The sequence below is a fragment of the Nocardiopsis flavescens genome (genome assembly GCF_900141985.1).
Taxonomy (GTDB): Bacteria; Actinomycetota; Actinomycetes; order Streptosporangiales; family Streptosporangiaceae; genus Nocardiopsis; species Nocardiopsis flavescens.
The window spans coordinates 61,764-76,483 of the sequence record NZ_FQZK01000011.1 but is presented as its reverse complement, the minus strand read 5'-3'; the positions used below and the strand labels follow the sequence as shown (position 1 = coordinate 76,483).

12 protein-coding genes are annotated in these 14,720 nt (G+C 73.5%); 8 read left to right on the top strand and 4 right to left on the bottom strand.

Annotated elements, in window-relative coordinates:
* The first annotated feature begins 487 nt into the window (after positions 1 to 487).
* Entirely contained in the window at positions 488 to 2,692 is a 2,205-nt protein-coding gene (locus BUE45_RS18280; protein ID WP_178378569.1) for a (Fe-S)-binding protein, read from the top strand.
* Positions 2,693 to 2,743: 51 nt separating this feature from the next.
* Here the strand turns inward: BUE45_RS18280 and BUE45_RS18275 are convergent, their stop codons facing one another.
* Positions 2,744 to 3,409, bottom strand: coding sequence for a DUF998 domain-containing protein (locus tag BUE45_RS18275; RefSeq protein ID WP_245833338.1), 666 nt, complete (start codon positions 3,407 to 3,409; stop codon positions 2,744 to 2,746).
* Positions 3,410 to 4,137: 728 nt separating this feature from the next.
* Here BUE45_RS18275 and BUE45_RS18270 point away from each other — a divergent pair.
* From BUE45_RS18270 to BUE45_RS18255, 4 genes are all read left to right on the top strand, one after another.
* The gene (locus BUE45_RS18270; protein WP_073380567.1) at positions 4,138 to 5,127 is read left to right on the top strand and encodes an ABC transporter ATP-binding protein; all 990 of its coding nucleotides are present in this window, start codon (positions 4,138 to 4,140) and stop codon (positions 5,125 to 5,127) included.
* 55 nt (positions 5,128 to 5,182) lie between these two features.
* Positions 5,183 to 6,028 (top strand): ABC transporter permease, encoded by an 846-nt coding sequence (locus BUE45_RS18265; RefSeq protein WP_073380566.1) that lies wholly within the window; start codon positions 5,183 to 5,185, stop codon positions 6,026 to 6,028.
* Positions 6,029 to 6,113: 85 nt separating this feature from the next.
* On the top strand, positions 6,114 to 7,298 hold the full coding sequence (locus tag BUE45_RS18260; RefSeq protein WP_178378568.1) for a sensor histidine kinase: 1,185 nt from the start codon (positions 6,114 to 6,116) through the stop codon (positions 7,296 to 7,298).
* Positions 7,298 to 8,455 (top strand): sensor histidine kinase, encoded by a 1,158-nt coding sequence (locus BUE45_RS18255; RefSeq protein ID WP_073380564.1) that lies wholly within the window; start codon positions 7,298 to 7,300, stop codon positions 8,453 to 8,455. The genes BUE45_RS18260 and BUE45_RS18255 overlap by 1 nt, the downstream gene beginning before the upstream one ends.
* A 215-nt stretch (positions 8,456 to 8,670) precedes the next feature.
* On the opposite strand, the gene BUE45_RS32570 is transcribed toward BUE45_RS18255, so the two are convergent.
* Both BUE45_RS32570 and BUE45_RS18250 read right to left on the bottom strand, forming a co-directional pair.
* A complete protein-coding gene (locus tag BUE45_RS32570; protein ID WP_178378567.1) occupies positions 8,671 to 8,838 on the bottom strand; it encodes a hypothetical protein in 168 nt (55 codons plus the stop codon).
* A 243-nt stretch (positions 8,839 to 9,081) separates the two neighbouring features.
* Positions 9,082 to 9,642: a gamma carbonic anhydrase family protein gene (locus BUE45_RS18250; RefSeq protein WP_073380563.1), complete on the bottom strand. Its 561-nt coding sequence runs from the start codon at positions 9,640 to 9,642 to the stop codon at positions 9,082 to 9,084.
* Positions 9,643 to 10,039: 397 nt separating this feature from the next.
* On the opposite strand from BUE45_RS18250, the gene BUE45_RS18245 reads away from it, so the two are divergent.
* Together BUE45_RS18245 and BUE45_RS18240 are read left to right on the top strand one after the other, a co-directional pair.
* Complete coding sequence (locus BUE45_RS18245; RefSeq protein ID WP_073380562.1) at positions 10,040 to 11,371, top strand: ATP synthase F0 subunit B; 1,332 nt, start codon at positions 10,040 to 10,042, stop codon at positions 11,369 to 11,371.
* Between the two features lie 121 nt (positions 11,372 to 11,492).
* Positions 11,493 to 11,942, top strand: a complete 450-nt coding sequence (locus BUE45_RS18240) for a GNAT family N-acetyltransferase (RefSeq protein ID WP_073380561.1) — start codon at positions 11,493 to 11,495, stop codon at positions 11,940 to 11,942.
* Between the two features lie 252 nt (positions 11,943 to 12,194).
* On the opposite strand, the gene BUE45_RS18235 is transcribed toward BUE45_RS18240, so the two are convergent.
* A complete protein-coding gene (locus BUE45_RS18235) occupies positions 12,195 to 13,760 on the bottom strand; it encodes an MDR family MFS transporter (RefSeq protein WP_084737489.1) in 1,566 nt (521 codons plus the stop codon).
* Positions 13,761 to 14,057: 297 nt separating this feature from the next.
* Between BUE45_RS18235 and BUE45_RS18230 the strand changes: the two genes are divergently transcribed.
* A complete protein-coding gene (locus tag BUE45_RS18230) occupies positions 14,058 to 14,654 on the top strand; it encodes a TetR/AcrR family transcriptional regulator (protein WP_073380686.1) in 597 nt (198 codons plus the stop codon).
* Positions 14,655 to 14,720 lie beyond the last annotated feature (66 nt).

Here is a 14,720-nt window from a genome sequence, read left to right as displayed (position 1 = left end):
CGGGCGGTGCGCCGACGCTCCGCGCCCCGGCCGGGTCGCGGGGGAGGCGGCCCGTGTGCGCTCCGGCGGGGGCCGCGCCGTGACCCCCCGGCGCAGGAGCGGTGCGCGGGCCTGCGTCCGTGTTCCGGTCGGGTCGCGGAGGCGCCCGCGTGCGCGTCGGCGGGGGCCGCGCCGGCACCCCCGGTGCGGGCGGTGCGCCGGTGCGCCGGGCCCGCCGCCGGTGGGATGACCGATGCCGGGCGGCACGGGGGAGCGGTGGAATGGCGGGTGCGGGGCGCCCGCGGGTGCGCCGGGGCGGCGCGTGTCACGGGATGATCAGGGTGGGCCCCCGTGGTTTCGTTGCCGCAGGAGTCACTAGCGTTGCCCCTGCGCGGTCGCGGCTCCCCGCAGAGCCGGTGGCCACCGCATGATTACCCGCTAGTAACATAGTCTCGACCGCCGGTGTGTGGCGCACCGGCCGACGCAGCAGGATGGGAGGCCACGGGCGATGCTGTACCTCACACTGGGCATCATCACCTCGGTCCTCGCCGTGGTCGCCTTCACCATGTTCGGTCTGGCCATCCGCCAGATCGTGCGGACCGTGAACGTGGGCCGACCGGTGGAGGCAGAGCGCAAGGGACCGTTCGGGCAACGGCTGACCATGGCGGTCGTCGAGATCGTCGGCCACGGCCGGATGCTCAAGCGGCCGTGGGTGGGCGTGGCCCACTGGTTCGTGATGGTCTCCTTCCCCCTGCTCGTCTTCACCGTCATCGAGGCCCAGGGCGAGGTCTTCGACCCGCACTTCCACCTGCCGTTCATCCACGACTGGACGGTCTACGGGCTGGCCATCGAGTTCATCGCCGGGACCAGCCTCGTCGGCATCCTGGGGCTGACCGCGTACCGGCTGCTCAACAGCCCCGCGCGCAAGGGCCGCGCCTCGCGCTTCATGTACTCCAAGGCCTGGACCGCCTACTACGTCGAGGCGTACATCATCGGCCTGCTCTTCGCGATCTTCGCGATCCGCGGGTTCAAGGTCGCCTCCGACACCTTCCCCTTCCCGGTGTGGGCCACCCCGATCTCCCACGCGGTCGGCGCGGTCCTGCCCGGCGAGGCCGCGGTCGCCGACCCGGCCATCGCCCTGATCGCCGCGTTCAAGCTGGTCATCAGCTACGCGTTCTTCATCGTCCTGGCCAGGCAGCTGACCATGGGCGTGGGCTGGCACCGCTTCCTGGCCCCGGTCAACATCTACTTCAAGCGCAACGCCGACGGCGCCCCGACGCTGGGCGCCGCCAAGCAGATGATGGACAAGGACGGCAGCGCGCCCCTGGACTTCGAGGAGGCCGACCCCGACGAGGACCCGTTCGGCGCCGGCAAGATCGAGGACTTCACCTGGAAGGGCCTGCTCGACTTCTCCACCTGCACCGAGTGCGGCCGCTGCCAGTCCCAGTGCCCGGCCTGGAACACCGGCAAGCCCCTCTCGCCCAAGAAGGTCATCCTCGACCTCCAGCGGCACGCCTACGAGAAGGCCCCGTACCTGCTCCAGGGGATCAACGCCGAGACCCTCGCCGAGAAGCCCGACGACAGCCACGCCGGCGTCGACGTGCTGGCCCTCCTGGAGAAGCCGCTGGTCGGCACCGAGGAGGAGGGCGGGGTCATCCACCCCGACGAGCTGTGGGCCTGCACCAACTGCGGCGCCTGCGTCGAGCAGTGCCCGGTGGACATCGAGCACATCGACCACATCCTCGACATGCGCCGCTACCAGGTCATGGTCGAGTCCAACTTCCCGTCCGAGGCCAACACCCTCCTGAAGAACCTGGAGAACAAGGCCAACCCGTGGGGCATGTCCGAGGACAAGCGCATGGACTGGATCGAGGAGCTGGCCTCCCAGGAGAACCCGGTCGAGGTGCAGGTCGTCGACGACAAGCTCGACGCGGACACCGAGTACCTGTTCTGGGTGGGCTGCGCGGGCGCGCTGGAGGACCGGGCCAAGAAGACCACCAAGGCCATCGCCGAGCTGCTGGACATCGCGGGCGTCAAGTTCGCCGTCCTAGGCGGCATGGAGGCGTGCACCGGCGACCCGGCGCGCCGCCTGGGCATGGAGTACGTGTTCCAGATGCTGGCCCAGCAGAACGTCGAGACCCTCAACGAGGCCGGCGTCACCAAGATCGTCGCCAGCTGCCCGCACTGCTTCAACACGCTGGCCAACGAGTACCCGCAGCTGGGCGGCACCTACGAGGTCGTGCACCACAGCCAGCTGCTGGCCAAGCTGGTGGACGAGGGCAGGCTGACCCCCGTCGAGTCCATCGACGAGAACATCACCTACCACGACCCGTGCTTCCTGGGCCGCCACAACAAGGTGTACACGCCGCCGCGCGACATCATGGCCAAGGTGCCCGGCATCAAGACGCAGGAGATGCACCGCCACAAGGAGCGGGGCTTCTGCTGCGGCGCCGGCGGCGCCCGCATGTGGATGGAGGAGCGGATCGGCAAGCGCATCAACACCGAGCGGGTGGACGAGGCGCTGACGACGAACCCCGACACCGTGTCCACGGCGTGCCCGTTCTGCCAGGTCATGCTGGGCGACGCGATCAACGAGAAGAAGTCCCAGGGCGAGGCCAAGGAGACTCTGGAGGTCGTCGACGTCTCCCAGCTGCTGCTGCGCTCGGTCCGGGGCGCCGGTGCCGGGGAGGCGGCCGAGCCCGCCCAGGCGTGAGCCGGACCGCGGGGCGGCGGGCCCGGCCCGCCGCCCCGCGGACGGGGGCGGTCACCGTACGGTGGCCGCCCCCGCGGTCTTCTCGGAGCGGAGCAGGAGCAGGGCCAGCACGGTGGTCCAGGCGAACCCGGCCAGCAGCGCGGCCCGCTGGTAGAGGCCGCCCACGGCGACCAGCTCCGGGTTCTGCTGGAACCCCGCCCCCGCCCACAGGAAGCAGGCGAAGAACACCACGAGGGTGAGCACGGAGTACCCGGCCGGCACCCACGCGCGCCGCGCCAGGCAGCGCAGCGCGAAGACCGTGAAGGCCAGCGGCAGGCCGAAGAAGAACAGCAGGGACGCCGCGTCGTGCAGGGCCCCCAGCGGTGTGTAGACCAGCTCGTGGGGGGTGCCCGGCGGGTACCCGCTCACCGGGTCGGCGCGGAAGAGCCCGGCGCCGATCAGGCCGGCCCCGGCCAGGCCCAGCAGCCAGGGGAGGGGCCCCGGGCCGCCGCCGCGGCCCAGCTCCCGGTGCGCGCCGACCGCGAAGGCCGTCAGCAGGGCGCCGGCGACCAGGAAGTTCGCCACCTGGACACCGCCGGAGCCGGTGAGCGACAGCGAGCTGACCGGATGGCGGGCGAGGGAGTATTCGGGACGCAGGGCGCCCGCCAGGGTGGAAACCGCGAGGAAGAGGGGACCTGCGGCGACCCCGCACCACAGGAGTCCGCGGTTGGGTGACATGGACATCCTTCGTCGTTGGAGATGGGGACCACCTTAGGTTCAGTCCCGTTGGTCCGGAAAGTCCGGTGACGGCCGCCTTTCGGCGCGCACGGGGAACCGGGCTCCCGCGCGGGCCGCGCACCGGCCGCGCGTCGGCAGGGCCCGCCCGGAAGGGAACGGCCGTTTTCCGCCGCCGGTGCCCGAGGCCGGACGGGGCCGCGCCGCCCGGCGGGACGCCGTCCCCGCGCGGAGGGGGAGCGCCGGCGGGGCCGCCGGTCCGGACCGGGAACTCCAAATAACGGTCGGTTTACGTTGCGCCCCCGGCCGGGTCCGTATATGAGGAACTGCGGAAAGGCCCAAAAGGGCTCCGCGGACACCCCTGCGCCGTAGCTTTTGCTCTGTTGTGCACGGGTTTCCTGCTGTTCGTCCCGCCCCCTTCTCCCGGGGATATCACCCGTGGAATATTGCTTCCCGAGAAAGGATCGGGAGGGCTCCGAGAAGGAGGGAGAACGTCCCCCGCGGCCCCCGCTTTTCGTGTAGAACTCTTATCAACACCCCCCGGGGGCGCCGGGCGTCCTCCCGGGGTGTCGCCGCCCGCACGCGGTGAGGAAGGGGCGCGTGCGGGCGGCGCCTTCTCCCCGGCGGCCCGGCCCTGTGACATCTGTCATCGTCGGCCCCGGTGGATTCCCACATCCGATCGGTGACAACGGCGTCTGTGGCCCCGGTCCCGATTCCGGGAACCTGGACGCATGACGACGACGAGCACCGCATCCCTCCCCGACCGCACCGGCCCCGACGGCCCGGCGGTGGTCGTCCGCGATCTCCACCAGCACTACGGCTCCTTCGAGGCGGTCCGGGGGATCTCCTTCGAGGTCCGCCCCGGCGAGCTGTTCGCCCTGCTGGGCACCAACGGCGCGGGCAAGACCACCACCATCGAGACGCTGGAGGGCTTCCGCCGCCCCAGCTCCGGGACCCTGCGGGTGTTCGGCACCGACCCCTACGGCCAGCCCGCGGCCCTGCGCGGCCGCACCGGCGCCGTCCTCCAGGGCAACGGCCTCATGGAGGACCTGACGGTCCGCGAGTCCATCGTGCTCGCCCACGACCTGGTCTCCCTCGCCCGCGACGTCGACGAGCTGCTGGAGCTGGTCGACCTCTCGGACAAGGCCTCCGTCCCCGTCCGCCAGCTCTCCGGCGGCCAGAAGCGCCGCCTCATCCTCGCCCAGGCCCTGGTCGCCCGGCCCGAGGTCCTCTACCTCGACGAGCCCACCACCGGCATGGACCCCGAGGCCCGCCACACCACCTGGCGGATCATCTCCGACCTCAAGCGGCAGGGCGTCGCGGTCCTGCTCACCACCCACTACCTGGAGGAGGCCGAGCGCCTGGCGGACCGGCTCGCCATCATGCACCGCGGCGAGATCCGGGTCGAGGGGACGCTGGAGGGGGTCCTCGCCTCCTGGGGCGACCGCATCACCTTCCGGCTGCCCGAGGAGGTCGGCACCGACGACCTGCCGAAGCCGCCGGGGGCCGAGTCCGCGGTGCAGACCCGCGACGGCCGGCTCTGGGCCACCTACACCGTCACCGGCGCCGACGTCGAGTCCCGGGCGTACCGGGTGGTCGCCGCGCTCGTCTCCTGGGCCGCCGAGCGCGGGGTCGTCCTGCGCAACCTCCAGGTGCGCGGCGCCTCGCTGGAGGACGTCTTCCTCCAGGTGGCCGGCGCCACCGGACTCACCGGGGAGTGACCCCGGCCGCCGCACCGACCCTCCCAGCCGACCCACCCCTCCTGGAGCGCACACCATGACCACCACCGCCACCGAGGCGCCCGCCGTCGCCCGCCCGCCCGCCATGAGCCCGCTGCGCCAGACCCTGCGGCTGACGCGCACCGAGTTCACCCTGTTCGTCCGCTACAAGACCGCCTGGATGTTCCTCGCCCTGGCGCTGTTCATGTTCGTCATCCCGATGAACATGCCCAACGAACCCGTCGTGGGCGACGTCGGCAGCGCCGACCTCGCCATGATCGCGGCGATGGGCAGCATCGGGCTGATCATCGGCATCGGCCACCCCTCGAACGTGTTCACCGCGCGCCGCGAGTCCCTGGTCCTCAAGCAGATGCGGGTCAGCGGGGTCACCCAGGGCGCGCTGTTCGGCGCGGTCACCCTGCTGGTGGTCGTCATGTCCCTGCTCATCTCGGTGCTGGGCGTGGGCCTGATCTACGCCAACTCCGGAGCGCTGCCGGGGGACCCGGTCATGCTGGCGCTGGCGATCGCGCTGAGCGCCGTCTCCATGAGCTTCCTGGGCCTGTGCGTCTCGCCGATGGCGCGCACCGCCGAGTCCGCCCAGATGGCCGCGATGGTGCCGATGATGTTCCTGCTGTTCACGGGCGGCGGGGTCATCCCCACCGCCATGTTCCCGGACGCGTTCGTCGAGGTGCTGAGCTACCTGCCCTCCACCGCCGCGGGCCAGCTCGCCCAGGCCGCCTACACCGGCCACGACGTCTTCTCCGGCTACGAGAACGCCGCTCCGGCCGGTTTCCTGGAGCTGTGGGTCTCCGCCCTGCCCGCCATCGGGCTGCTGCTCCTGTGGACGCTCCTGTTCGCCGTACTGGCCCTGCGCATCTTCCGCTGGGACCCCCGCCAGCCCTGACGCCCGGCGTCCCGCGCGCCCGCCCCGGCCGGGGCGGGCGTTCGCCATGAGGGAGACTCGAACGATGGACCGGGACACTTCCGCCTTGACCGCCGCGCAGCGCCGCCACGTGCGGACCGCGCGCGCCATGACCGTGTACAGCGTGTGCGCGACGCCCGTGATCGTGGTCCTGTGGCCGCTGGCCGAGATGGCCCAGACACACGGCAACGGGAACCCGCTGTGGCCGCAGACCGTGTCCCTGGTGCTCCTCCTGGCCTCGTGCGCGTGCATGGGGCCGCTCATCGCCGCCCGTATGCGGGGCGAGGGTGTCCCGGACCCGCGCCTGTACGCCGCCTCCGTGCTCCTGGCCTGGACGGGTGCGCTGTTCCTGAGGGAGGAGACCTACATGGTCTGCGCCCTGGCCTCCTGGCTGTCGGTGATGACGCACCTGCACCGCGGCGCCCGGTATCCGGCGGTGCTGGGGGCGGCGACCGGACTCCTGCCGTGGATCGCCTGGCCGTTCCTCCACCCGGACTCACCCTTCGCGGCGCTGCTGTTCGTGTGGCTGGTCGGCGCCCTCCTGTGGGGCCTCTTCTACCTGGGGTGCGCCGTCTCCTTCCGGCTGTGGGACATCGTGCGCGAGGCCTTCTCCGCCCAGGAGGCCAAGGCCCGGCTCGCGGTCGCCGTGGAGCGGCTGCGGTTCACCCGCGACCTCCAGGACCTGTTGGGCCAGGACCTGAACGTGCTCGCGGTCCGGGCCGCCCGTGCCGGGCGCAACGTCTCCCGCGACCCGGAGCAGGCCCGCGCGGAGGCCGCCGAGGTCCACGCCCTGGCCCGCGACGCGCTGCGCCGGATCCGCACCGCGGTCAGCGGATACCGCGAGCTGGAACTCGCCGGGGAGGTGCGCTCGGTGACGGCGGTACTGGCGGCCGGCGGGGTGCGGACCTCCGTGGCGGGGCTGGCGGACCTGGACCCCTCCCCGGCGGAGGCGTCCCTCGCCGCGTGGACGGTGCGCGAGGGAGGTGCCCGCCTGCTGCGGCACGGCACCGCCGCGCACTGCCGGATCTCCTTCTCCCGGGACCCCGCGACGGGGCGGGCCGTGGTGGAGCTGTCCGGCGACCGGGCCCGGCCCGGCGCGGACCCCGAGCCCGGCGGGGCGGACGGGTTCGCCGACCGGGTGCGCCGGGAGGGCGGCGCGCTGACGGCCGGGCGCACACCGGAGGGCGGCCTCCTGCTCCGCGTCCGCCTGCCCCTCGACGGTTCCCCGTCGCCCGCCGGGGAGGCGCGCTGATGCCCGGTACCGACGAGGTCGAACGCACCATGCGCTTCGGGCGCCTGGTCATCATGGTCACGATGGGGATGCTGGCGGTGCTGCTGGCGGGCATCCCGGTCTTCGAGGTCGTCCTGAGCGGGCCCCGGGACGACGCCTGGCGCCCGCTCGCGGCCCTGGGCGCGTCGGTGCCCCTGGCGGTCCTGGTGCTGTTCCTGGTGCGCGACCGGATCGACGGCCGCCGGATCCCGGACCCCCGCTTCTACTGGGGGTCGCTCGCCCTGCTCGGCCTCACCGCCGCCCTGGTGCGGGACCCGGTGCTGACGATGGGCCTGTTCGCCACCTGGTGGTCCGCCGGGGTGTTCACCGCCCCGCGCCGGCGCGGGGCCGTCGTCACCCTGGTGCTGCTGGCGGCCCCGTGGCCGTTCGTCCTCGTCGGGGGCGGGGAGGTCCCGCTCCCCCTCCAGTTCGTGTTCTGGGTCGGGTCCATCCTGTGGGCGCTGGTGATGGCCTCCAGCACCGTGGCCACCATCTGGCTGTGGGACATCACCCGGCAGGCGGTCGAGGGCCAGCGGGCCCGGGCCCGGCTGGCGGTCACCGAGGAGCGGCTGCGGTTCTCCCGCGACATGCACGACCTGCTCGGGCACAGCCTGTCGGCGCTGGCGGTCAAGGCCGAGCTGGCGGGCCGGCTCGTCGACCGGGCGCCCGAGCGCGCGGAGAAGGAGCTGGGCGAGGTCCACGACCTGGCCCGGGAGGCCCTGGGTCAGGTGCGCGCGGCGGTCGGCGGCTACCGGGAGCCGGACCCGGCCGAGGAGGCCGCCGCGGTGCGCGGGGTCCTGGAAACGGTCGGGACGCGGGTCGAGATCACCGGGCTGGAGGGCCTGGACGTGCCCGCGCGCGTGTCCGGGACGGCCGCCTGGGTGGTGCGCGAGGGCGGGACCAACGTGCTGCGGCACAGCGAGGCCGCCCGCTGCCGGATCGACTTCTCCCTGGTGGAGGGGGAGGGCGGCCGGGCCCTGGTGGTGGAGGTGTCCAACGACGGCGTCCACGGGGAGGGCGGCGGGCGGGGCAACGGCCTGACCGGCCTGGCGGAGCGGGTGGCGGCGGCCGGCGGCGGGCTGACGGCGACGCGGACGCGCGGCGACGGGTTCCTGCTGCGCGCCGTGCTGCCCTTCTGAGCGGGTCGGCCGCGGCGCCCCGCCGGAACCGGCCCCCGGAACCCGCCCGCGCACGGACCCGCCGCACGGGGGCGGGCGGTCCGCCTTGCGGTCCGGGGCGCGGTCCCACCGGTCCTGTCCCGTCCGCGCGTGCACGCGCGCGGCGGACCCGGCCACGCGCTCCGGCCGGGGCGGGCGCGCCGCGGCGGCCGGCTGTGCCGTCCCCCGGGAGGGGGTCAGCCGGGTTCGGGCGCGGTGATCAGCCCCAGCACCCGGTCCAGCTCCTCCATGGCCAGGCGGCGGTCCGCGTGGGCGGCGGCGACGAGCACCTCCGCGTACAGCTCGATCTCGTCGAGGGCGACGTGGTCGTGCAGCGTGCCGGGCCGGTGCGGTCCGTATTCCACACGCGTTCACCCCCCGGGGAGTACAGGGCCGTCCTGGACGCGAGCGGTCCCCGGTGGAGCGGACGGGGGAGGGCGTGATGACCCGTCCGGAGGACCCGGAACCAGGTTACGCGGCGCCCTGCGGGGCCCGCATGACCCGTGAGGACCAGTACCGGTCTGACCCGGTCCGACCAGGTCGGTGCACCTCCCGGTCCACCCGTCACACCCTCACCACCGACCGCTCCCACCCCACGCCCGCCCCGCTCAGCGCCAGGTGACCCCGGAGTGCTCCCGGGCCAGCTCGGCGTAGTGGACGGAGGTGTACTCCAGGACGGCCCGGTCGTCGTCGTTGAGATCGCGCACGACCTTGCCGGGGACGCCCGCCCACAGGGTGTCCGGCGGCACCGTCTTGCCCGGGGGCACCAGCGCCCCCGCGGCCACGAACGCTCCCCTGCCCACCCGGGCCCCGCCCAGCACGATCGCGCCGATGCCGATCAGCGCGCCCTCCTCCACGACCGCCCCGTGCACCATCGCTTTGTGGCCCAGGCTGACGCCGTCGTGCAGCTCCACCGGCTGGCCGGGGTCGGCGTGCAGCCCGCACTGGTCCTGGATGTTCACGCGCTCGCCCACCGCGATGTCCTCCGTGTCGGCCCGCAGGACCGACCCGTACCAGACGCTGCTGTGCGCGCCCAGCCGGACGCGGCCGACCACGACGGCGCCCGGGGCGATCCAGGCGTCGGGGTGGATCTCCGGTGTGCCGAAGCCGGCCTCGCCGACCAGGGGCCGCCCGGCCCCCGTCCCGCGGCCTTCGATCCCACTGCCCATGTCGTGGTCCTCCCTCTCGGTGGGGTGTGCTCGCGCCGTCGCCCCCGCGGGGGAGGAGGGGAAGTTGACCGCTCCGCCCCCGCGCGGGGATGATCGCGCATACCTTAGTAAGAACGTGATCGGAGGCGGCACGCCGATGTCCCCCCGGCGGGACTCTTGACGGGACATCACGGCGTGTGCCTACCGTGGTCGTTCGGTCGTCCACTGCGTGACGCTCCGCGCCCGGTCGTTCCCCTCGTGCGATCGCGGATGCGGTGAAAAAGGACACCCGCCCACAGGCCATGCTTTACGAAGGCTTGCGGGTGTTCACCGGACAATTGGGTACGGGGCAACTCTCACCTGCTGCGATGTGCAGCCACTGACGGTGTACTTAGGACATGAAAGGCACATGAGCGATATGTTGCCGGGTAGCGGACTGCAACAGGACATGTTCCCGACGGTGCGCAAGGGCGGCTATGACAAGGCGTCGGTCGACGAGCGCTTCATCCGTCTGAACAACGACAACCAGAGCCTGCGCCAGCGCCTCAACCAGATGGACGACGAGCTGGAGCAGTACAAGCGCGATCTGGCGGTCGCCCGGGAGAAGGCCCAGACCAAGCCCGAGCACGAGCAGATCAGCGAGCGCATGGCCGAGATCCTCCGCATCGCGGAGGAGGAGGCCAGCGAGCGCCGCGGCAAGGTGGACGCCGAGGTCCAGGAGTCCAAGAAGCGCTCCCAGGAGGAGATCGCCAAGCTCCGCAAGGAGGCCGAGGACCACGCCGAGCGGATCATCTCCTCCGCGCGGTCGGAGGCCAACGAGATGGTCACCGGCGCGAAGAAGGAGTCGGAGCAGCTCCGCGAGCAGGCCAAGCAGGAGGGCGAGCGCCGCCTGGGCGAGGCCGAGGCGCGGGCCAAGAAGATCCACGACACCGCGGACCGCAGGCTCGCCACGCTGACCGCGACCCACTCCGAGGCACTGCGCCGCCTGCGCGACATGCACGGCACGCTGGCCGACCTGGTCTCGGCCGAGGACAAGGCGGGCGCGCTGGAGACCGGGCTCACCCGCGAGGAGACCGTCTCCGCGGAGCCGGCCCGGCCCGAGCCCGCGGCCAAGGCCCCGGTGCGGCCGGAGCCCAAGCCCCAGCCGGCCGCGGCGGCCAAGGCCCCGGAGCCGGTCAGGCCCGAGCCGGCCAAGCCGGAGCCGGCCAAGCCCGAGGCCGCCAAGGCCCCGGAGCCGGTGAAGCCGGAGTCCAAGCCCGAGCCCGCGGCTCCGGCCCCGGACGAGGCCACCATCCGGATCACCTCGCTGCCCGAGGCGCCGGACGAGTCCACGGTGCGGATCAAGCCCAACCCGAGGCCGCAGGGCCAGGGGTCGGGCCCGCAGGGTCCGGGCCCGCAGGCCGAGGCCGCGCGTCCGCCGCAGGGCGCCCGGTTCACCGGTCCCGCACCGGCGGGCCCGCAGGCGCCCCAGGGCACGGGTCCGCAGGCCCCGCACGGTACGGGTCCGCAGGCCCCGCACGGCCCCGGCCCCCGGCCCCCGCAAGGCACGGGGCCGCAGGCCCCGCACGGCACGGGACCGCAGGCGCCCCAGGGCGCCGGCCCCCAGGCCCCGCAGGGCACGGGTCCGCAGGCGTCCCAGGCTCCGGACGAGGCCGGCGGTGACCCCGGCATCACGGGGATCTACCGGCGTCCGGAGGGCGGCCGTCCGCCGTCGGGCGAGGAGGGCGTGCGGGTCATCCGCAAGCCGTAGCGTCGCTGTCGGACACGACGATTCCGGGGTGGGGACCGAGGTCCCCACCCCTGGTGTTTTATGTCCGGTTGTGGGGTGAAGTCCGCCTTGTCGCGGGAGGTCGGCTACGATTCCGGAAGCCATGATTATCCGCGCGGCCATCCGGTCCGACCTCGGTGCGATTCTGCGTCTCCTCCGCGAACTCGGCGATACGACCCACACGCAGAGCGCTCACGTCCGCATGTCCTCGGCCGCCGTGCGCGCCTGGACCCGGATGGAGAACGACCCCGACCGCACGGTCCTGGTGGCCGAGCAGCGGGGCCAGATCATCGGCACCCTCGACCTGCTGGTGGTCGCCAACCTCACCCACGACGCCCAGCCCTGGGCGGTGGCCGACAACCTCGTCGTCGACCCCGTCCTGCGCCGCCGCGGCATCGGCCGGGCCCTCATGGAGGACGCGCTGGACCGCGCCTCGCGGGCCGGGTGCTACAAGGTGGAGCTGCTCTCCCACGAGAGCAGGACCGGCGCCCACGAGTTCTACAAGGCGCTCGGCTTCTCCGACTCCGCCGAGGGCTTCCGCCGCTACCTCTAGCCCGCGCGCTCCCGGGACCTCCGCCGCGCTCGGGCCCGGGACCTCCCGCCGGCCGCCCGCGACGCTCACGCCATCGCCGGCCGCGGCCGTCCGCCCGTCACCGCCCCCGACGGACGGCCCGCGGACGCCTCCCCGGCTCACGGGCGGCCTGCGGCCGCGGGTCTGCCGGTGGCGGACGGCCCGCGGGCACGGTCCTCTCCGCGAAGACCCCTCCGCACGCGCCCCCGCGCCCCCGGCGGCCCGGGCGGGCGTTCACGGCCGGGACGGGTCCGCCACGGGTGCGGCGGGCCGGGGCTCGGGGCCGCCCCGCAGCGGGGCGGCCGGCATGAACGCCACCGCGACCAGCCCCAGCACGGCCACGGGGATGCCCACCAGGAACACGCCCTGCATCGCCTGGTCGAACGCCCCCACGATCACCTCGCGCACCGGGCCCGGCAGCGCGTGCACCACCTCGGGCGACCCCTGGGCCGCCCGGCCCGCGCCCGCCAGCGCCTCGGAGAGCGCCGCCGCCCCGGAGTCGGTCCCGGCCGCGGCGTCGGCCGCCGCCCGCTCCCGGGCCGCCGCCACCGCGGCCCCCAGCTCGGAGTTGAGGCGTCCCACCATCACCGCGCCGAACGCGGCCACGCCGGTGGCCCCGCCCAGGTTGCGGAAGAACACCACCGAGGCGGTGCCCGCCGCCATGTCCGCGGTGGGCAGCGAACTCTGCGTCGCCAGCAGCAGGAGCTGCATGTTCAGGCCGAAGCCCAGCCCCACCAGGGCCTGGCCGGCGACCACCGCGGTCAGCCCGGGGTCCAGGTGCGCCGCGGACAGCAGCACGAACCCGACCACGCACAGCACCATGCCCACGACCGGGTAGGCCTTCCACCGGCCGGTGCCGCTCACCGCGTACCCGGAGCCGATCGAGGTGACCAGGAACGACGCCACCAGCGGCAGCGTCATCATCCCCGACACCGTGGGGCTCATCCCGTGCACCATCTGGAGGTACTGCGGCATGTAGATGATGAGGCCGAACATCATCATGCCCACGCACACCGACGCCGCCGACGACATCACGAAGGTCCGGTCCCGGAACAGCCGCGCCGGGATGATGGCCTCGCGGGCCCGCCGCTCCACGACCACCGCGCCCGCCGTCAGCAGCACCGCGCCGACCCCCAGCCCGATCGCCAGGGGCGAGGACCAGGCGATCTGGGTGCCGCCCAGGCTGAGCAGCACGATCACGGTGCTGGCCGCCCCGAAGATCAGCGCCGCCCCGGTGCGGTCGACCGGGGCGTCCCGGCGGGGTGTGAACGGCATGGTGAACATGAACTGGATGACCACGAAGGCGAACACCGCCAGCGGCACCGTGATGAGGAAGCACCAGCGCCACCCCAGCGGGCTGTCCACCAGGAACCCGCCGACCAGCGGGCCCAGCACCGTGGACACGCCGAACACCATGCCGATCAGGCCGCTGTAGCGGCCGCGCTCGCGCGGGGACACCACGTCGCCCAGGATGATGTTGGGCAGCGTGGCGAGCCCGCCCACGCCCAGCCCCTGGAGGGCGCGGGCGGCGATGAGCCAGTTGATGTCCTGCGCCATCCCCGCCGCCAGCGACGCCACGATGAAGATGCCCAGGGAGATCTGGAACAGCGGCTTGCGGCCCCAGATGTCGGACAGCTTGCCCCACACGGGGGTCGAGGCGGTCATGGTGAGCAGGGCGGCGGTCGCCACCCAGGCCAGCCGGTCCTGCCCGCCCAGCTCGCCCATGATCGTCGGCAGCGCGGTGCCGACGATGGAGTTGGTGAGCATCGAGGTGAGCATCGCCAGGACGAGGCCGACCATGATGCGCCGGACCGCCCTGCGGGAGGGGAGGACCTGCGCGTGGGGGTCGGGGGGTTCGGAGGTACGGGTGACGGTCTTCCTGCGCACTGCCTGTTCCAACGAGATCCCTCATCCCGGACACACACGAAAGGCCCCGCGGCGCACTGCCGGGGGCGGGATGTCCTCCCCCTGGTATATGTAAACGCTGTTGACCTTGTCAAGTCGGTATCGCTGCGCCCGTTTCGGTAGGCGAACCGGCATCAGGGGTGCAAACCTGGAATCGGCATAGTCAGAGCAGGTCCGCCGAAAGGTGTGGAGATGGACGGTACGGACGGAACCGGAAGCGGTGCCGGGCCCGCCCGCGGCCGCGAGGCGACCAGGGCGCGCATCCTGGCCAGTGCTCGCGAGCTCTTCACCGAAGAGGGCTACGGGGCGGTGTCCTCGCGCAAGATCGCGGCCCACGCCGGGGTCAACGTCGCCCTGATCAACCGCTACTTCGGGGCCAAGCGCGGCCTGCTCACCGAGATCCTGCGCGAGGACGGCGTCTTCCCGGGCCTGATCGAGGGGGAGCGGGACACGCTCACCCGGCGGCTGGCCGAGCACGCGGTGAGCCGCCTGCACGGCGAGAGCAGCGCGCTCCAGCGCGCCCTGGACCACTCCGCGGGGGACCCGGACCTCCAGGCCGTCTACCAGGGCCGCATCACCAGCGCCCTGATCGACCCGCTGGAGGCCTACCTCGGCGGCGGCACCGACTCCCGCGCCCACGCCTCCCTGGTCACCGCGCTGATGCTCGGCCTCACCCGGGTCCGCCAGGTGGAGGGGGCCACGGCGCTGCGCGCCCAGGGGCGCGAGGACCTCACCCGCCGCATCGCGGCGCTGCTCGACCTGTGCCTGGCGGACTTCGGGGAGGACTGACCGCCGCCGACCGCCCCGCTTTTGCCGGAACGGCAAAGGAACTCGCCCCGGGGCGCGCCACCGGCG